Here is an 18,732-nt window from a genome sequence, read left to right as displayed (position 1 = left end):
CTTGTTAATTGCTTAAAACGGACGAATCATGGATCGGATTAGCGCCGCACGCGTATTTGTCACGATTGCCGAACGCGGCAGCATGATTGCCGCTGCGGAGGCGCTGGAGATGTCACGCGCCATGGTCACGCGCTATCTGGCAGAGATGGAAGAATGGGCCGGCGCCCGTCTGTTGCACCGCAGCACGCGCCGCCTGAGCCTGACCAATGCCGGCGACCTTACGTTGGCGCGCTGCCGCCGCATGCTGGAAGTGGCCGATGATATGGCAGTGGCCGCCGGTAGTGACGCTGACCTACCGCGCGGCCTGTTGCGCATCACGTGCTCGCAGTCGCTGGCGCAGGCCTTGCTTGTGGGCGCCGTAGGCCAGTATCTGCGGCGCTATCCGCTGACTTCGGTGGACTTGCAAATCAGCAACCGTGCGGTCAATCTGATTGAGGAGCGCATCGACCTGGCGCTCCGCGTGACCAACACGCTGGAGCCCAATCTGATCGCGCGCCAGCTGGGCCACTCGGACTCGGTGGTCTGCGCCGCGCCGTCTTATCTGCAACAGCGCGGTACGCCGCAGCACCCGCAGGATCTGGCTGGCCATAACTGCCTGACTTACAACTACTTTGGCAAGAGCCTGTGGCAGTTCACGCGGGAGCAAAGTGGCGAGGCGCTATCGGTACCGGTGAGCGGCAACCTGTCCGCCGATGAGGATCTGGTCCTGCTCAAGGCGGCCAGCCAGGGCGCCGGCATTGCACTGCAACCGCTGTATAGCGCCGGCCCGTTGATCGCCGAGGGGCGCCTGGTGGCGTTGCTCCCTGGATACACTCCCCAGCGTATGGGGATCTATGGCATCTATACCTCGCGCCAGCACATGCCACCGGCCTTGCGTACCATGCTGGACTTTCTGCTGGACTGGTTCGCTGCGTAAACGCCGTTGAAAATATGAAAACATTACGCTTCCGGCCAGTATCCATGCGGCTTAAATTAAAATTAATGCTGAAAGATTCATCCGGATTTTGTCGCGCCAATGGTTGTTGGGATACAATACCGGTGCTATGCTGAAGGACCCGTTTTAGGTATAACCCAAACAAATAGCCCTTCCCCACAACTTGATGTGCAATCCGCTAACCGGTCAGGCCGTGTCGCGGAAGGTTAGATTAACCCGCTAATTCCTCGCGAAGCGCGAAGAAAGGTGAGCAAGAATGATGCAACAATACACGTCCAACTCCTACCTGTTTGGTGGGAACGCCCCGTACGTTGAGGAACTGTACGAAGCGTACCTCGACAATCCAGGCTCCGTCCCAGACAACTGGCGCGCTTACTTCGACGCCATGCAGCACGTCCCGGCAGTCGATGGTTCCAACAAACCCGACGTGGCCCACGCCTCCGTCATCGCCTCCTTCGCCGAGCGCGCCAAAGCAGGTCCCATCCGCACCGTAACCGCCTCCGCCGACGCCGAAATGGGCCGCAAGCGCGTTGCCGTGACTCAGCTGGTCGCAGCCTACCGTTACCTGGGCTCCCGCTGGGCCAACCTGGACCCGCTGCAACGTCAGGAGCGTCCAAGCATTCCTGAACTGGAGCCAAGCTTCTACGGCTTCTCGGATGCGGACATGGACACCGTATTCAACATCAGCAACACCTACTTCGGCCCAGAGACCGCGACCCTGCGCGACCTGCTGAACTACCTGCGCGACACCTATACCCGTTCGATCGGCGCAGAGTATATGTACATCTCCGACCCGACCGAAAAGCGCTGGCTGCAAGAGCGTCTGGAGTCGATCCGCTCGACCCCGAACTTCACCCCGGAAAAGAAAAAGCATATCCTGGAGCGTCTGACTGCGGCCGAAGGCCTGGAGCGCTACCTGCACACCAAGTACGTCGGCCAGAAGCGCTTCTCGCTGGAAGGCGGCGAAACCTTCATCGCCTCGATCGATGAAATCATCCAGCGCGCCGGCGAAAAAGGCGTGCAAGAAATCGTCATCGGCATGGCCCACCGCGGCCGTCTGAACGTGCTGGTCAACACCCTGGGCAAAGCACCAAAAGACCTGTTCGAAGAATTCGAAGGCAAGCACGGTGACGACCTGCCAGCGGGCGACGTGAAATACCACCAGGGCTTCTCGTCGGACATCTCGACCGTTGGCGGTCCGGTCCACCTGTCGCTGGCGTTCAACCCGTCGCACCTGGAAATCGTCAACCCAGTGGTTGAAGGTTCGGTCAAAGCCCGTATGGATCGCCGTGGCGACCATGGCGGCAAACAGGTCCTGCCTATCCTGGTCCACGGCGACGCTGCATTCGCTGGCCAGGGCGTGGTCATGGAAACCCTGAATCTGGCGCAGACCCGTGGTTACGGCACCGGCGGTACCGTGCACATCGTGATCAACAACCAGATCGGTTTCACCACCTCCGACCCGCGCGATGCCCGTTCGACCATCTACTGCTCGGACGTCGTCAAGATGATCGAAGCACCAGTGCTGCACGTGAACGCCGATGATCCGGAAGCCACCGTGCTGGCGTCGCAGATCGCCATGGACTACCGCACCGAGTTCGGTAAGGACATCGTGGTCGACATCATCTGCTACCGCAAACTGGGCCACAACGAGCAAGACACGCCAGCGCTGACCCAGCCGCTGATGTACAAGAAAATCGGCAAGCACCCAGGCACCCGCAAGCTGTATGCTGACAAGCTGGCTACCCAGAACGTGATCCCGGCCGACGGCGGCGAACAGATGCAAACCGCCTACCGCGATGCGATGGACGCCGGCAAGCACACCGTCGATCCAGTGATCTCCAACTTCAAGAACAAGTACGCCGTTGACTGGCTGCCGTTCCTGAACAAGAAATGGACCGACGCTGCCGACACCGCCGTGCCGATGACCGAACTGAAACGCCTGGCCACCCGCATCACCACCGTGCCGGAAAACTTCAAAGTCCACTCGCTGGTCGAAAAAGTGCTGGCTGACCGCGCTGCCATGGGCCGCGGTGAAGTCAACCTGGACTGGGGCATGGGCGAACACCTGGGCTTCGCGTCGCTGGTATCGTCGGGCTACGCAGTGCGCCTGACCGGCCAGGATGCTGGCCGCGGCACCTTCGTGCACCGTCACGCTGTGCTGCACGACCAGAACCGTGAACGCTGGGATGCTGGCACCTACGTGCCGCTGCAGAACATCGCTGAAGGCCAGGCGCCATTTACCGTGATCGACTCGGTGCTGTCGGAAGAGGCAGTGCTGGGCTTTGAATACGGCTACTCGACCGCTGAACCCAACACCCTGACCATCTGGGAAGCCCAGTTCGGCGACTTCGTCAACGGCGCCCAGGTGGTGATCGACCAGTTCATCAGCTCCGGCGAAGTGAAATGGGGCCGCGCTTCGGGCCTGGTCATGATGCTGCCGCACGGCTATGAAGGCCAGGGTCCAGAGCACTCGTCGGCGCGCCCAGAGCGCTTCCTGCAGCTGTGCGCGGACAACAATATGCAAGTGGTGCAGCCAACCACCGCATCGCAGATCTTCCACGTGCTGCGTCGCCAGATGGTGCGCCAGTTCCGCAAGCCGCTGGTCATCATGACCCCGAAATCGCTGCTGCGTAACAAGGACGCCGGCTCGCCGCTGACCGACCTGGCCAAAGGCGCGTTCCAGACCGTGATCGGTGAGGTGGACGAGAAGATCGACGCCAAGAAGGTCAAACGCGTGATCGCCTGCTCGGGCAAGGTCTACTACGACTTGGTCAACGCACGCAAAACCCGCGGCCAGACCGATACCGCCATCGTCCGCATTGAGCAGCTGTATCCGTTCCCGCACAAGGCCTTCGCTGCCGAACTGAAAAAGTTCCCAGGCCTGACCGAAGTGGTGTGGGCGCAGGACGAGCCGCAGAATCAGGGCCCATGGTTCCAGATTCAGCACAACATCTTCGAGAGCATGGACGCTGGCCAGCGCCTGGCTTACGCTGGTCGCCCTGCATCGGCATCGCCAGCGGTCGGTTACTACGACAAGCACTACGCTCAACAGAAAGAGCTGCTGGAAACCGCCTTCTCGAAGCTCAAAGGCTTCATCCTCACCAAATAAGCGTCACTACACATTGAACGGAGCGCCGCCTTGCTACGCGGGGCGGTGCCGCAAAAACAAAATATACGGAGTTTTACATGGCAAAAATCGAAGTCAAAGTTCCCCAACTGTCGGAATCCGTCGCTGAAGCGACCATGCTGACCTGGCATAAAAAAGTCGGCGACACCGTTGCGCGCGACGAAAACCTGATCGATATCGAAACCGATAAAGTGGTTCTGGAACTGCCAGCACCGGCGGCCGGCACCCTGGTGCAAATCATCAAGGGCGACGGCAGCACCGTGGTTGCTGACGAACTGATCGCCATTATCGACACCGAAGGCGGCGCTGCTGTTGCCGCACCTGCTGCCGCTGCGGCTCCAGCACCTGCCGCTGCGCCTGCCGCCGCTGCACCAGCTGCTGCAACCGGTGGTTCGAAAGGCGACGTGGCGATGCCTGCCGCTGCCAAGATCCTGTCGGAAAAAGGCCTGTCGGCGTCCGACGTTGCCGGTTCGGGCAAAGATGGCCGCGTGACCAAGGGCGACGCCCTGGCCGCATCGGCGCCTGCTACCCCGGCCGTTGCGCCACTGGCCGCACCAGCTGCCAAACCGGCACTGGCACAAGTTGCTGCACCAGCCGCTGCCAGCCTGGGCGACCGTCCAGAAGAGCGCGTGCCGATGAGCCGTCTGCGTGCGCGTATCGCTGAGCGCCTGATCCAGTCGCAATCGACCAACGCCATCCTGACCACCTTCAACGAAGTGAACATGGCGCCAGTCATGGAACTGCGCAACAAGTACAAAGACAAGTTCGAGAAAGAGCATGGCGTCAAGCTGGGCTTCATGTCGTTCTTCGTCAAGGCTGCAGTTGCCGCGCTGAAGAAATACCCGATCATCAATGCATCGGTGGACGGCAATGACATCGTCTACCACGGCTACTTCGACATCGGTATCGCAGTGGGTTCGCCACGCGGCCTGGTGGTGCCTATCCTGCGCAATGCTGACCAAATGTCGATCGCTGACATCGAGAAGAAAATCGGTGAATTCGGCGCCAAAGCCAAGGACGGCAAGCTGACCCTGGACGACCTGACCGGCGGTACCTTCTCGATCTCGAACGGCGGCACCTTCGGTTCGATGCTGTCGACCCCGATCATCAACCCGCCACAATCGGCGATCCTGGGCGTGCACGCGACCAAAGACCGCGCCGTGGTTGAAAACGGCCAGATCGTTGTTCGTCCGATGAACTACCTGGCGATGTCCTATGACCACCGCATCATCGACGGCCGCGAAGCCGTGCTGGGCCTGGTGGCCATGAAGGAAGCGCTGGAAGATCCTGCACGTCTGCTGCTGGACCTGTAATTTGTCCGGCGACCCCGGCACACCAGGGTCTGACCCCGTACGGGGTCAGACCCTGACGATTGCAGGGTTTAACTAAGAGGATCGTGGAATGAGCGTTGCTGAAGAAATCAAGCGTTTGCACGAACTGCATCAGGCGGGTGCGCTGTCGGACGAAGAGTTCGCGGCTGCCAAGGCCCGTTTGCTGAACAAGGAAGAAAGCCCGGGCGCCAGCAGCGATTTTTCGCGCTTGCGCCGTTCGCGCACCGACCGCTGGCTCGGTGGCGTCTGCGGTGGTCTGGCCCGCATCAGCGGTGTCGAATCGTGGATCTGGCGTTTGCTGTTTGTACTGTTTGTGCTGACCTTTGGTTTCGGTCTGGCGATATACATTCTCTTGTGGATCTTCGTCCCAGAAGACGAACTGATTGGAAATTAAAAAATGAGTAAACAATTTGACGTAGTAGTCATCGGCGCCGGTCCTGGCGGTTACATCGCCGCTATCCGTGCTGCACAACTGGGCTTCTCGGTTGCTTGCGTGGACGCGTGGGAAAACGAAAAGGGCGGCCCGGCACCTGGCGGCACCTGCACCAACGTCGGCTGCATCCCATCGAAAGCACTGCTGCAATCGTCGGAACACTACGAGCACGCCGGCCATGCGTTCAAGGACCACGGCATCGACGTCGCCGGCCTGTCGCTGAACCTGCCGCAAATGATCAAGCGCAAAGACACCGTTGTGAAGCAAAACAACGACGGCATCCTGTTCCTGTTCAAGAAAAACAAAGTGACCTTCTTCCACGGCCGCGCTGCCTTCGCTGGCGCCGCTACCGCTGAAGGCTACCCGCTGGCCATCTCGGCGCCTGCCAACGAGACCATCACCGGCAAGCAAGTGATCATCGCCACCGGCTCCAACGCCCGTGCGCTGCCAGGCGCAGACTTCGATGAAAAACTGATCCTGTCGAACACCGGCGCGCTGACCATCGGCGAAGTGCCGAAGAAGCTGGGCGTGATCGGCGCCGGCGTAATCGGCCTGGAAATGGGCTCGGTATGGCGTCGTCTGGGTTCGGAAGTGACCGTGCTGGAAGGCCTGCCAGTGTTCCTGGGCGCCGTGGACGAGCAGATCGCCAAGGAAGCCAACAAGCTGTTCACCAAACAGGGCCTGAGCATCAACCTGGGCTGCAAGATCGGCAAGATCACCAAGGGCGACAACAACGTCACCGTGGAATACGAAAATGCCAAGGGCGAAGCCACCACCACCGTGTTCGACAAGCTGATCGTATCGATCGGCCGTACCCCGAACACCAATGGCCTGGCGGCGGACAAAGTTGGCCTGGCGCTGGACGAGCGTGGTTTCGTGGCGGTCGACGACGACTGCAAAACCAACCTGCCAGGCGTATGGGCAGTGGGTGACGTGGTGCGCGGCCCGATGCTGGCGCACAAGGCGGAAGAAGAAGGCGTGGCAGTGGCCGAGCGTATCGCTGGCCAGCATGGCCACACCAACTTCAACACCATCCCTTGGGTCATCTACACCTCGCCGGAAATCGCCTGGGTTGGCCGCACCGAGCAGCAACTGAAGGCCGACGGCGTCGCTTACAAAGCCGGCACCTTCCCGTTCCTGGCCAATGGCCGCGCACGCGCGCTGGGCGATACCTCGGGCATGGTCAAGTTCCTGGCCGACGCCACCACCGACGAAATCCTGGGTGTGCACATCATCGGTCCTATGGCTTCGGAACTGATTTCGGAAGCGGTAGTGGCGATGGAGTTCAAAGCTTCGGCTGAGGACATCGCACGTATCTGCCACGCGCACCCTTCGCTGTCGGAAGCGACCAAGGAAGCAGCGCTGGCAATCGATAAACGTACGCTCAACTTCTAAGTTGATGACGTAGCCGTTGTAAGGCGGGCCGCCATGGCCCGCCGTTTTTGTTTGTGCCGAATGAACACGATGAACGTCCAAGAGTACTACCACAATGCGCTCTCGCAGCGCGGCTACAAGCCCGATGACGCGCAACTGCGCGCGATCAACCGTCTGCAGCAATGCTATGACGAGTGGGTGGAATACAAGTCGCAGCGCTCCAGCACCTTCAAGCGCCTGATTAACCGCCCGGCCGTGCCGAAAGGCGTGTACATGTGGGGCGGCGTGGGACGTGGTAAGTCCTTCCTGATGGACAGCTTCTTCTCGGTGGTGCCGCTGGTGCGCAAGACGCGCCTGCACTTCCATGAATTCATGCGCGATGTGCACCGGCAGCTCGATGATCTGCGCGGTGTCGCCGATCCGCTGGATGAAGTGGCCAAGCGCGTGGCCAAGAAATACCGTCTGATCTGCTTCGATGAATTCCACATCTCCGATGTGGCCGACGCCATGATCATGTACAACCTGCTGAAGGCGCTGTTTGATAACGGCGTGTCCTTCATCATGACCTCCAACTACGATCCGCAGCTGCTGTATCCGGACGGCCTGCACCGCGACCGCATCCTGCCCACCATCGATCTGCTGTACGAAAAGCTGGACGTCATGAATATCGACGCCGGCATCGACTACCGTGGCCGCGCGCTGGAGCAGGTCGAGGCCTACTACACGCCGCTCAACGCGCAGACCGACCAGGCGCTGCGCGACGCCTACGCCAGCGTCGCCGAGACGGCCGACGAAGATCCGGTGATCCGGATTGAGGCGCGCGAGATCCGCGCGCTGCGCCGCGCCGGCACCATCATCTGGTTCGATTTCAATACGCTGTGCGGCGGGCCGCGCTCGCAGAACGATTACCTGGAAATCGCCAGCCGTTTCCATACCGTGATATTGTCCGGGGTGCCGATGATGTCGGCATCGATGTCGTCGGAAGCGCGCCGCTTCACCTGGCTGATCGACGTGTTCTACGATCAGGGCGTGAAGCTGCTGATGTCGGCCGAAGTCGAGCCGGAAGAGCTGTACACGACGGGCGCCATGGCCAACGAATTCCATCGCACCGTGTCGCGCATCGTCGAGATGCAGTCGCAGGAATACATGAACCGCCAGCAGCGCGGCGCTGCAGCGTCGCTGGCGTAATCGGATCAGGATATGAAAGCACTTATCGCATTGCTGGGCGCCGCCGTCATCACCATGGCGGCACAGGCCCAGAACGTTACTTCGGTGGCGCAGGCCGATGCCGCGCTGGTGCAGGTGGCCAACGACCGCGCCGCCGTCAACGAGGAATTTGCCGCCAGCGAGCGCGAATGCTCGGCCAAGTTCTTCGTCAATAACTGCCTCGACAAGGCCAAGGAAAAACGCCGCGTGGCGCTGTCCGCGATCCGTGCGCGGGAAGTCGATGCGCAGCACTTCAAGCGTGCCGACTCTGTCGCCAGGCGCGATGGCGACCTGGCCGAACGCGCACGCAAGGATGCGGACGAAGCGGCGCTGCGTGCCGCCCAGCCGCCCAAGCCGGCCAAGGAAGAGAAGGCGCCTGCGCCGGCGCCAAGCGGCCTGCGCGTCGCCGACCGTGAGGCCGAACACGCCGCCAAGATCCAGCGTCTGGAACAGCAGGACGCTGCCGAGGCTGCCAAGCGCGCCGCCAATGTCCAGGCCTACGAGAAGAAGAAAGCCGAGTCCGAACGTCGCCAGACCCAGGTCGAGCGCAAGAAAGCGGAAAACGCCGAGAAAGCGAAGGCAGCTGCCGAGCGCGCCGAAGCGGACAAGAAAAAAGCGGAAGCACAAGCCGCCGCAGCCTCCAAGAAGTAATCACACGGCGCGGCGCATCTGCTGCACCGTGTAAGCGGGCGCCTGCGGCAGTGGCGCCACCAGCTTGATGATGGCCATGGAGCAGTTGTCGCCTTTGCCTTGCGCCCGCTCGCCGGCCTTGCCGATCAGGCGTTCGGCCGCCTGGCGCGGCGTGTTGCGGGCCACCGCTGCGGCCAGCTCCTCGGGCCGGAACAGCTGCCATAAACCATCGGAGCACAGCATCAGCGCATCGCCGGCCTGCAAGCCCTGGTGGCAGCCGACGGTGACAAACGGCTCTTTCATGCTGTTGCCGATCACGTTATGCAGCAGGCGCGAACTGCGGTGCTTCTTTGCCGCGTCCGCCGGCAGCTGCTCGACATTGACCAGATGCTCAAGATAGGCGCTGTCGTTGGTGCGCATGGCGCAGGTCTCGCCGGCAAAACGGTAGATGCGTGCATCGCCCACATGCGCCCACACGGCTTGCGCCTGCGGCGTCAGCACCAGCAGGGCAAGCGCGCTTTGCGGCTCGGCCACGGCGGCGATCGGGTTCATCTTGATGACCTGGTGGACTTCCAGCGCGATACTGCGCAGCAGCTCCTGCAGGCGGGGCAGGTTGGCGCTGTTGCCGACGCGGAATTCATCAAACAGGTGCTTGCTGGTGAGTAAAGCCTGATCGGCGGCGATGGGGCTGTGGTTGCCATCCGCCAGCACCGCCATGACATAGCCGGGCGCCTGGGCTGCCGTGTACAGCGCGACCCGGTCGTTTTGCTGGGGGCGTTGGCCGATGTGCTGGGCGGTCCCGGCTTCGATTTTGTAGGCGCTCATGGCTGACACGGTATCCTGCGCGATCATTCTGTTGGCGGCAGCGCCGCCGTAGATTAAACTATGCACCGTGTCCCAGTTTGTTTGCAATGTGTAGTCGCGCCCCTGTTGTTCCAGTGAAACTATTTGGCTGAGAAATATGACTGATGTACAAGATATCCAACGTCGTTTGATCGAACTCGACGTCGAACACCGCGATCTGGACGCGGTCATCGATATGCTCACGCTGGACGGACACCACGATCAACTGCAGTTGCGCCGTCTCAAAAAGCGCAAGCTGCAACTGAAAGACCATATCACTCTGCTTAAAATGCAGCTGGTACCTGACGTCCCGGCGTAAATAACGCCACAAGCCGATTTATTTTGACCGAACACCTCCCACCGTCCGCAGACGCCACGCCCGCCATCATCGGCGCCACCCCTGAACAGCCTCCCGGCAAGTACGATTCCGAGGTCGAGCGCCTGTTTGGCGCTGGCGGCCCGCTGGGACCGGCCGTGGGCGACTTCCGCCCGCGCCGATCGCAGACCGAGATGGCCAAGGCAATTGCGTCGGCGATTGCCAACCAGACCACGCTGATTGCCGAGGCGGGCACGGGCACGGGCAAAACTTTTGCCTATCTGGTGCCGGCGCTGCTGTGGGGCGGCAAGACCATTGTTTCGACCGGAACCAAGAACTTGCAGGATCAGCTGTTCCTGCGCGATATCCCTTCAGTGCGCAGCGCGCTGCAGGCGCCGGTGTCGGTGGCGCTGCTGAAGGGGCGTTCGAACTACCTGTGCCACTATCATCTGGAGCGCACGCTGCAGAATGGCCGCATGACCTCGCGCGATGACGTCGGCTACCTGCGCGAAATCTCGCGTTTCCTCAAGATGACCAAGACCGGCGACAAGGCCGAGCTGGCGCGAGTGCCGGAAAACGCCCTGATCTGGAACCTGGTGACCTCCACGCGCGACAACTGCATGGGCGCGGAGTGCCAGTATTACCAGGATTGCTTCATCATGAAGGCGCGCAAGGAAGCGCAGCAGGCGGATGTGGTGGTGGTCAACCACCACCTGTTCTTCGCCGACGTGGCGCTGAAGGACTCGGGCGTCGCCGAACTGCTGCCGTCCGCCAACACGATTATCTTCGACGAGGCGCACCAACTGCCGGATACCGCCACCCTGTTCTTCGGCGACACGTTTTCCACGTCCCAGGTGCTGGAACTGTGCCGCGATGTGCTGGCCGAAGGCCTGTCCAACGCGCGCGACGGCGCCGACTGGGGCAAGGTCGTGACCGTGGTGGAAAAGGCAGCGCGCGACCTGCGCCTGACCTTCCCGCAGGACATCGTGCGCCTGTCGCTGCCGCAGATCGCGCCGTCGAGCGACTTCTTCCCGGCGCTGGAAACCTTGAAGGACGAGCTGGACGGCATGATGGCCGTGCTGGAAAAGCAGGCCGAACGCGCGGAAACGCTGGAGCAATGCCGCCAGCGCGGCGTGGAACTGGTGGCGCGCCTGGCGGCATGGAAATTTGATCCCAAGGCCAGGGTCGCCAAAGGCGAAGAGGCCGTGTTCTGGGTCGAAGCGTTCGCCTCATCCTTGCAGCTGCACAAGACACCGCTGTCGATCGCGCCGATCTTCAACGGCCAGCGCGAAGGCGTGCCGCGCAGCTGGATTTTCACCTCCGCAACCTTGGCGGTGAAAAACGACTTCAGCCATTTCTCCGAGCAAATGGGCCTGGACAAGGAGCCGTCGATGTCGTGGCCCAGCCCGTTTAACTACGAAGAGCAGGGCATTTTGTACGTGCCCACCGGCCTGCCGGACCCGAATTCCTTCGGTTATACAGACGCTGTGCTGGATCTGGCCTTGCCGGTTATCGAGGCGGCAGGCGGAAAAACCTTCCTTTTGTGCACGACTTTGCGCGCGGTAAAGCGTGCCGCCGAGCGCCTGCGCGACGAATTCGAGAAACGCGGTCTGCCATTCCCGCTGTTTGTGCAAGGCGACAAAGGCCGTACCGAGCTGCTGGATCAGTTCCGGAAAGCAGGAAATGGCGTGCTGATCGGCTCCCAGAGTTTCTGGGAAGGCGTGGACGTGCGGGGTGATGCGCTGTCGTTGGTGATTATCGACAAGCTTCCATTCGCGCCGCCGGATGATCCGGTGTTGGCCGCGCGCATCGAAGTGATGGAAAAACAGGGCAAAAACGGCTTCATGCACCACACTCTGCCGGAAGCCATCATCAACCTGAAGCAGGGCGCTGGCCGTCTGATCCGTGATGAAAAAGACCAGGGCGTGCTGATGTTGTGCGATCCGCGCGTGATTTCCAAGCCTTACGGCAAGCGCATCTGGCAGAGTTTACCGTCCTTCAAACGCACGCGCGAACAAGACGTCGTCCTCGAATTCTTCAAAAACAAGAATTCTGATCAGTAACTTCCAGTATCAAAATCCGGGGTCAGTTCTTGCAATCCAACACGAGCTCAACTATTGAATAGCTGAGCTCGTGTTGGATTGCAAGAACTGACCCCGGATTGGGTTTTATGATTGTGGCAACACAATCACCTTGCCAGTGACCTGGCGGGCGGCCATGTCTTTGAGCGCTTGCGCGGCGTCTTCGAGTTTATAGCGTCCGGAAATATGGGGTTTGATTTTGCCTTCGTGTAACCATTGCAGCAGTTGGCGCATATTGCTGGTGTTGCCTTTTGGATCACGTTTGGTGAATTCACCCCAGAACACGCCGACCAGTGATGCACCTTTGAGCAAGGTCAGGTTCAGCGGCAATTTCGGAATTTCGCCGTTGGCGAAGCCGATCACCAGGTAGCGTCCTCCCCACCCGATCGAACGGAATGCCGGTTCGGCATACTCGCCGCCGACCGGGTCATAAATCACGTCCGGGCCTTTGCCGCCGGTCGCGGCCTTTACCGCTTCGCGTAAATCTTCCTTGCTGTAGTTAATCAGGACGTCGGCGCCGTGCTGGCGGCAGACTTCCAGCTTCTCATCGGTGGAGGCGCAAGCAATAATGCGGGCGCCAAGGGCTTTTCCTATCTCTATCGCAGCCAGGCCCACCCCTCCAGCTGCGCCAAGAATTAGCATGTTCTCACCATTTTTTAGCATGGCGCGGTCGACTATCGCGTGATAGGAGGTGCCGTAGGTGAGGGTGATGGCGGCTGCGGTGTCGAAATCCATGCCGGGCGGCATTGGAATCAGCGATTGCACTGGCGCTAATAGTTGTTGTCCAAAACCACCGGTAGGGGCGAAGGCGATGACCTTGTCGCCGGCTTTAAAGGTGGTCACATCACTACCGGTTGAGCGGACGATGCCGGCCACTTCGCTGCCCGGAACGAATGGCAGCTCTGGGTTGAATTGATACTTTCCTTGCACGATCAATACGTCTGGGAAATTCACACCGGCTGCTTGCACGTCGATGACTACCTGTCCGGGACCCGCTTGCGGATCTTGCAATTCTTGTACTTTCAGGGTGTCTGGCGCTCCCCAGTTTTCGCACACCACAGCTTTCATTCTGGTCTCCTTGTTTTTAAAAAAAGAGCGAAAAAAGAACGCTCGTTATATTTTTATCTTACCCCAAACTGCCAGCCGCTTGCGCAAAGTTATGGCTGGCACACGTTTGTGTTGGCGCAAAGTGTCTGCATTCTGGCTTGTTAGAGTTGGTTAAACGCAGGGAGGATGTCATGACTATCCGTCACGGCTGCTTTTTCAGTTATGCCCATGGCCAGCATGCCTACATGAGCAAATTCAAGGACGATCTGGTCGATGCCTTGAAATGCTATCTGGAACCGCATTTTGATAACGAAGACGAGTTATTCGTAGACAGTGAGCAACTCGGCGGCGGAGATGATCTGGATGAAAAAATCGCGCGCGCTTTGTGTGAGAGTGTTTGCATGATTGCCATTTATACACCGAAATACGAAGCCCACGGCTATACCCGCCGGGAGTTTGCAGCCATGCAACTTATCGAATATGAGCGCAAACAGTGGTACACGCTGCCCAGCCATTTGATTATCCCCGTCATCATGACCCGCCATCCGGTCGGCTTGCCGCCGCAAATTGCCGGGCCGGGCATGTATGTGGATTTTTCCCGCTACACGCTGGCCAGCGGCGACTTGAAAACCAATCCAGATTTCATCCCGGACATTGAAAAAATCGTCCACCGCATTGCCGAGCATTACCACTGTCTAAAACGAAGCACGCCGCCGGGGCATGACTGCAGTCGTTTTGTGTTGCCGGAAATCCCGCCGGAATGGCGTGTCATTCCTCCTCCACACTTCCCTCGCTAAAGGTTTGCCATGGAATCCATCCCCTTGTCGCTGCCGCCGCTCAGCACCAACGGCGAAGTCATTACTTTCTATTCTTATAAGGGCGGCACCGGTCGCACCATGGCACTCTCCAATATAGCGGTGTTGCTGGCGCGTCAGCAGAACGCCACCACGCCCGTGCTCATGATCGACTGGGACCTGGAGGCGCCGGGCTTGCACCATTATTTTGACCACCATCCCGAGCCCAGGCCGGGGGTGCTGGAGTTGTTTGAGGCTTGCCGCGAGCAGTTGCAGCGTCGCCGCAACGGCGCCGTGGCGCTCGACGATGAAGAACTCGCCCATGAAGTATTGGCGGCTGTTGGTTGGGAGCAATATATCAGCCGTGTTGACCAGAGCAGTCAGCTTTACCTGATGCGCGCCGGCCGGTTTGACGACAGTTATGGCGAGCGGCTCGCTGCCCTGCACTGGGAGGAGCTGTTTAATAGTTGCCCGGCGCTGTTCCGCTGCTTTGCCGAGCGGCTGACCCGGCATTTCAGTTACGTGCTGGTGGATTCGCGTACTGGCCGCAGCGATAGCGCCGGCATCTGCACCACCTTGCTTCCTCGTAAGCTCGTCGTGGTGTTTACGCCCAACCGTCAGAGTCTGGAAGGCGTGCAGGCGCTGGTGATACGCGCCACCACTTATCGGCGCAGTCACGAAGACGAGCAGCGGCCATTGCTGGTTTACCCCTTGCCGTCGCGTATGGAAATGGCCGATAGCGCCCAGCGTGCCCAGTGGCGGCGCGGCGACGAGCGTCGGCGCATTTTGGGTTACCAGCCTGGCTTTGAGGAGCTGATCGGCGAGTGCTATGGCATGCAGGATGTGTCGCTGGAGAGCTATTTTGACGAAGTCCAGCTACAGCAGACCCGTACTTTTGCCTATGGCGAGCAGCTTGCGGTGCGGCTGGATCAGGGCGGCGACCGTTTTTCGCTGACGCGTACTTTCGAAGCGTTTCTTGCTTGGCTGGCGCCGGGCTATTTTCCGTGGCAGTGCAGCCGTGAAATTCATCTGCTGGGCTCGATCAATCAGGCGCGCAAGGCGCTGGAGGAGGGCGGCGTCGCATCGCGCGCTGTTGCCCAGTCACTTGCGCATAATCTCAATCTGCTGGGGGAGTTGTACCGGCGCGACGGCAGCTTGCGGCAAGCGCTGGCTTGTTTCGAGGAAAGCCTCGGTTTGCGCCAGCGCGTTCTGGGCGAAGACCATCCCGATACGCTGTCCAGCAAAGCCTATCTGGCGGCCGGTTTGCGCCAGCAGGGGCGGCTGGATGAAGCGCAGTTCCTCGATGAGTGCGTGGTGGAAGCGCGTGAGCGGCAACTGGGGAATGAACATTTTGACACCTTGTCCGCCCGTACCAGTCTGGCCACCACGCTGGGGCAGCAGGGGCATGTCGCCGAGGCGCTGGCCATGCAGGACGCGGTGATCGATATTTATATGCGTCTGCTGGGGTCTGAACATCTGCTGACCTTGTCCGCCAAGGCGGTGCGCGCGGAACTGCTGCTGCGGCGCGGCGAAACCGAGCATGCGCGCAGCCTGCAGGAGCATGTGCTGGCGGCGCGCAAGCGCATGCTGGGTGCCGAGCATGTCGATACGCTGCACAGCAAGACGGCGCTGGCGCAAACGCTGGTGCAGATGCAGGAGCTGGATGCAGCCCGCAGTCTGCTGGAAGCCGTGCTGCATGCCCATTTGCTCCGTCTGGGACCGGATCACCGGGATACCCTCAAGGCGCGCGAGCAGCTCATGGAGGTCCAATTGCAACTGGGGATGCCATCCGCCGACCTGCCCATGGTGACCGAACTGCACCAGAATGCCGCCATGGACGACTACGGCGATGCGCTGGTCCGGCCGCTGCGGCCGCGCAACCCGCTGCCAGCCCATAGTTTGTGGTCACACGCCCCGGATGAATTGCTGGCGCTGGACGGCCATCTGGCCGGCATGCGCAGTCCGCCGCGTTGATAGAAATTTATATGTTTTCCGGGCCTCTGCCATGCGCAGTGCGGCCATTGCTTCGGGTAAAATCCCCTGTATGAGAATCCTGATAAGCAATGACGACGGCTACCTGGCGCCCGGTATCAATGCGCTGGCCAGTGCGCTCGCCCCCATCGCCGACATCGTGGTGGTGGCGCCGGACAGCAACCGCTCGGGCGCATCGAACTCCCTGTCGCTGGACCGGCCTTTGTCGGTACAGCAGGCCGCCAATGGCTTTTACTTTGTCAACGGCACGCCCAGCGATTGCGTGCACGTGGCGTTGACGGCGCTGCTCGATTACAAGCCCGACCTGGTGGTTTCCGGCATCAACAACGGTCCCAATATGGGGGACGACACGCTGTATTCCGGCACGGTCGCCGCCGCCACCGAGGGCTTTTTGTTTGGCATTCCCGCCATCGCCTTTTCCCAGGGCGCATACGGCTGGGAGCATATCGATGACGCCGCACGTCATGCGCGCGACATTATCCAGCGGTATTATGAAACGTTGCCGCGCCCCTGTTTGTGGAACGTGAACATCCCGAATCGTCCTTACGAGCAGCTGAATGTGCTGGCCGCCACCCGTCTGGGCCGGCGCCACCAGTCCGAGCCGGTGATCAAGGCCAAGGACCCGCGCGGCAGGGATATCTACTGGATCGGCCCACCGGGTGCATGCAAGGATGCCGGGGAGGGCACGGATTTCCATGCTGTCGCCCATGGCCGCACATCGATCACGCCGCTGCAAGTCGATCTGACGCACACCACCCAACTCGATGCATTGGCAAAGGCCTTGGCATGACCGAAAAAAACCGTACCTTTCCCTTGCCGCTGTCCTCAGTAGTCGACAAGGGGGCCAAGAAGGCAACGGTATTCGCGCCGGTGGCAACACCGCAAACCGCCACCCAAAATGCTGCGCGCCATGCGCCGCCGCTGTATCCCGCTCCCCGCCCGGTCGCCACGCCGTCCAAGTCGCACAGCTATGCGATGGAGCGGGCGCAGGCCGCGCCGGTGCAGGTGCCGCGCCAGAATCCGCTGGTATCCGATGCGGTGCGCCGTGCGATGGTGCAGCGCATCGCCAAGCAGGGCGTCAAGGACCAGGTCGTGCTGGGCGCCATGGAAACCGTGCCGCGCCATCTGTTCATGGATGAAGGCCTGGCGCCGCAAGCTTATATCGACGCATCGCTGCCGATTGGCCATCACCAGACCATTTCCCAGCCCTACATTGTCGCCCGCATGATCGAGGTTATGCGCAACGGTGGCCAGCTCCGGCGCGTGCTCGAGATCGGCACCGGCTGCGGCTACCAGGCGGCCGTGCTGTCCTGCGTGGCGCAAGAGGTGTATTCCATCGAGCGCATCAAGCCGTTGCACGAGCTGGCCAAGGCCAATTTGCGTCCGCTGCGCGTGCCGAACCTGCGTCTGCATTACGGAGATGGTATGCTTGGGCTGCCGCAAGCCGCTCCATTTGACGGTATCATTCTGGCCGCGGCCGGTTTGGAAGTGCCGCAAGCCCTGCTGGAACAACTGGCCATCGGCGGTCGCCTGGTCGCGCCAGTGGGGTCCCGCTCACAGCATTTGGAACTGATTACCCGCATCGGCAAGACGGAGTGGACCAGCGAAACGCTGGAAGATTGCCACTTTGTGCCTTTGCGTCCGGGCGTGGTTTAGCGCCCGCACCACTAGACAATACGATGAGAATGACGAATAAAAGTAATTTGCTCGCAATGAGCTTTGCGCTTGCCTTATTAAGCGCGTGTACTACTCCTCCTAATCAGGCCCCGGTCGTAGACCGCACGATCCCGCCGGCCGTCAAACCCGCCACCCCAAGCGAAACGGCGCAGGTGGCGCGCGACGAGCGCGGCCTGTACACCGTGAAAAAGGGCGATACCCTGATCCGCATTGCGCTGGAGTTCGGCCAGAACTACCGCGACCTGGTGGCCTGGAACAATCTGTCCAACCCCAACGACATCAAGGTTGACCAGGTGCTGCGCGTACTGCCTCCCGAAAATGTGAGCGGCGTCGAAACCGCTGCTGTCGTCATGCCGCCATCCGACAAGACGCCGCCGCCACCGCCGGTGGTCAAGAAGACCAGCCCGAAAGGCGACAAGAAGCCTTATTCCGAAGCCAATCTGGCCGAGCTGCAACGCGCCGATACCGGCAAGGATGTCGCGGCAACGCCTGCGCCAGCGCCGGCCGCGACGCGTCCAGCGGCGCCGGTGCCGGCCGCGCCAGCCGCACCGGCCATGGCGGCCGACGACGCCAGCCTGACCTGGATCTGGCCGGCGGAAGGCAAGGTGATCGCCACGTTTGACGAAGGCAAGAACAAGGGCGTGGACATCGCCGGCAAGGCCGGTCAGCAGGTCGTGGCTGCCGGGGCAGGAAAAGTGATGTATGCCGGTAGCGGCATCCGCGGATATGGTAATCTCGTTATTGTGAAGCACAGTAATAATTTGCTGTCGGCCTACGCGCACAACCGGACCATCCTGGTCAAGGAAGGGCAAAGCGTCAACAAGGGGCAAATGATTGCGGAAATGGGTGATTCCGATACCGACTCCGTCAAGCTGCACTTTGAAATACGACAGCAAGGCAAACCGGTGGACCCGTCCAGATTCCTGCCTAACCGCTAGCTGAAC

At 60.7% G+C, this 18,732-nt stretch carries 16 protein-coding genes; 14 read left to right on the top strand and 2 right to left on the bottom strand.

Translation table 11 applies throughout. From position 1 onward, the window contains the following. The first annotated feature begins 28 nt into the window (after positions 1 to 28). The 7 genes from BUA36_RS01810 (at position 29) to BUA36_RS01780 (ending at position 9,059) form a co-directional block, all read left to right on the top strand. The gene (locus BUA36_RS01810; protein WP_072780853.1) at positions 29 to 916 is read left to right on the top strand and encodes a LysR family transcriptional regulator; all 888 of its coding nucleotides are present in this window, start codon (positions 29 to 31) and stop codon (positions 914 to 916) included. Positions 917 to 1,190: 274 nt separating this feature from the next. Beyond that, the gene (locus BUA36_RS01805) at positions 1,191 to 4,046 is read left to right on the top strand and encodes a 2-oxoglutarate dehydrogenase E1 component (RefSeq protein ID WP_072780851.1); all 2,856 of its coding nucleotides are present in this window, start codon (positions 1,191 to 1,193) and stop codon (positions 4,044 to 4,046) included. Between the two features lie 77 nt (positions 4,047 to 4,123). Continuing rightward, positions 4,124 to 5,377, top strand: coding sequence for a 2-oxoglutarate dehydrogenase complex dihydrolipoyllysine-residue succinyltransferase (odhB, locus tag BUA36_RS01800; RefSeq protein ID WP_072780849.1), 1,254 nt, complete (start codon positions 4,124 to 4,126; stop codon positions 5,375 to 5,377). 88 nt (positions 5,378 to 5,465) lie between these two features. Next, positions 5,466 to 5,789 (top strand): PspC domain-containing protein, encoded by a 324-nt coding sequence (locus BUA36_RS01795; RefSeq protein ID WP_072780848.1) that lies wholly within the window; start codon positions 5,466 to 5,468, stop codon positions 5,787 to 5,789. Between the two features lie 3 nt (positions 5,790 to 5,792). Continuing rightward, entirely contained in the window at positions 5,793 to 7,223 is a 1,431-nt protein-coding gene (lpdA, locus tag BUA36_RS01790; RefSeq protein WP_072780846.1) for a dihydrolipoyl dehydrogenase, read from the top strand. A gap of 69 nt (positions 7,224 to 7,292) precedes the next feature. After that, positions 7,293 to 8,390, top strand: a complete 1,098-nt coding sequence (zapE, locus tag BUA36_RS01785) for a cell division protein ZapE (RefSeq protein ID WP_072780845.1) — start codon at positions 7,293 to 7,295, stop codon at positions 8,388 to 8,390. Between the two features lie 12 nt (positions 8,391 to 8,402). Next, entirely contained in the window at positions 8,403 to 9,059 is a 657-nt protein-coding gene (locus BUA36_RS01780) for a hypothetical protein (RefSeq protein WP_072780843.1), read from the top strand. Here BUA36_RS01780 and BUA36_RS01775 read toward each other — a convergent pair whose 3' ends face one another. Then, positions 9,060 to 9,863, bottom strand: a complete 804-nt coding sequence (locus BUA36_RS01775; RefSeq protein WP_072781537.1) for a PP2C family protein-serine/threonine phosphatase — start codon at positions 9,861 to 9,863, stop codon at positions 9,060 to 9,062. Between the two features lie 136 nt (positions 9,864 to 9,999). On the opposite strand from BUA36_RS01775, the gene BUA36_RS01770 reads away from it, so the two are divergent. Both BUA36_RS01770 and yoaA read left to right on the top strand, forming a co-directional pair. Continuing rightward, on the top strand, positions 10,000 to 10,200 hold the full coding sequence (locus BUA36_RS01770; RefSeq protein ID WP_008450659.1) for a YdcH family protein: 201 nt from the start codon (positions 10,000 to 10,002) through the stop codon (positions 10,198 to 10,200). A gap of 23 nt (positions 10,201 to 10,223) precedes the next feature. Then, entirely contained in the window at positions 10,224 to 12,260 is a 2,037-nt protein-coding gene (gene yoaA, locus BUA36_RS01765) for a DNA repair helicase YoaA (RefSeq protein WP_072780842.1), read from the top strand. A 105-nt stretch (positions 12,261 to 12,365) separates the two neighbouring features. Here the strand turns inward: yoaA and BUA36_RS01760 are convergent, their stop codons facing one another. Next, positions 12,366 to 13,346, bottom strand: coding sequence for an NADPH:quinone oxidoreductase family protein (locus tag BUA36_RS01760; protein WP_072780840.1), 981 nt, complete (start codon positions 13,344 to 13,346; stop codon positions 12,366 to 12,368). Between the two features lie 170 nt (positions 13,347 to 13,516). On the opposite strand from BUA36_RS01760, the gene BUA36_RS01755 reads away from it, so the two are divergent. The 5 genes from BUA36_RS01755 to BUA36_RS01735 all read left to right on the top strand — a co-directional run bounded on the left by BUA36_RS01755 (position 13,517) and on the right by BUA36_RS01735 (position 18,726). Further along, positions 13,517 to 14,122, top strand: a complete 606-nt coding sequence (locus tag BUA36_RS01755; protein ID WP_072780839.1) for a toll/interleukin-1 receptor domain-containing protein — start codon at positions 13,517 to 13,519, stop codon at positions 14,120 to 14,122. Positions 14,123 to 14,131: 9 nt separating this feature from the next. Beyond that, positions 14,132 to 16,093, top strand: a complete 1,962-nt coding sequence (locus BUA36_RS01750) for a KGGVGR-motif variant AAA ATPase (RefSeq protein WP_072780837.1) — start codon at positions 14,132 to 14,134, stop codon at positions 16,091 to 16,093. Positions 16,094 to 16,163: 70 nt separating this feature from the next. Continuing rightward, positions 16,164 to 16,901, top strand: a complete 738-nt coding sequence (gene surE / locus BUA36_RS01745; RefSeq protein WP_072780836.1) for a 5'/3'-nucleotidase SurE — start codon at positions 16,164 to 16,166, stop codon at positions 16,899 to 16,901. Beyond that, positions 16,898 to 17,767, top strand: coding sequence for a protein-L-isoaspartate(D-aspartate) O-methyltransferase (locus BUA36_RS01740; RefSeq protein WP_072780834.1), 870 nt, complete (start codon positions 16,898 to 16,900; stop codon positions 17,765 to 17,767). The genes surE and BUA36_RS01740 overlap by 4 nt, the downstream gene beginning before the upstream one ends. Before the next feature lie 29 nt (positions 17,768 to 17,796). Next, positions 17,797 to 18,726, top strand: a complete 930-nt coding sequence (locus BUA36_RS01735; protein WP_072780833.1) for a peptidoglycan DD-metalloendopeptidase family protein — start codon at positions 17,797 to 17,799, stop codon at positions 18,724 to 18,726. Positions 18,727 to 18,732: the final 6 nt, after the last annotated feature.

This window comes from Duganella sacchari, assembly GCF_900143065.1.
GTDB classification, from domain to species: domain Bacteria; phylum Pseudomonadota; class Gammaproteobacteria; order Burkholderiales; family Burkholderiaceae_D; genus Rugamonas; species Rugamonas sacchari.
The sequence above is the reverse complement of the archived record's forward strand: the minus strand, read 5'-3'. Positions and strand labels throughout refer to the sequence as shown.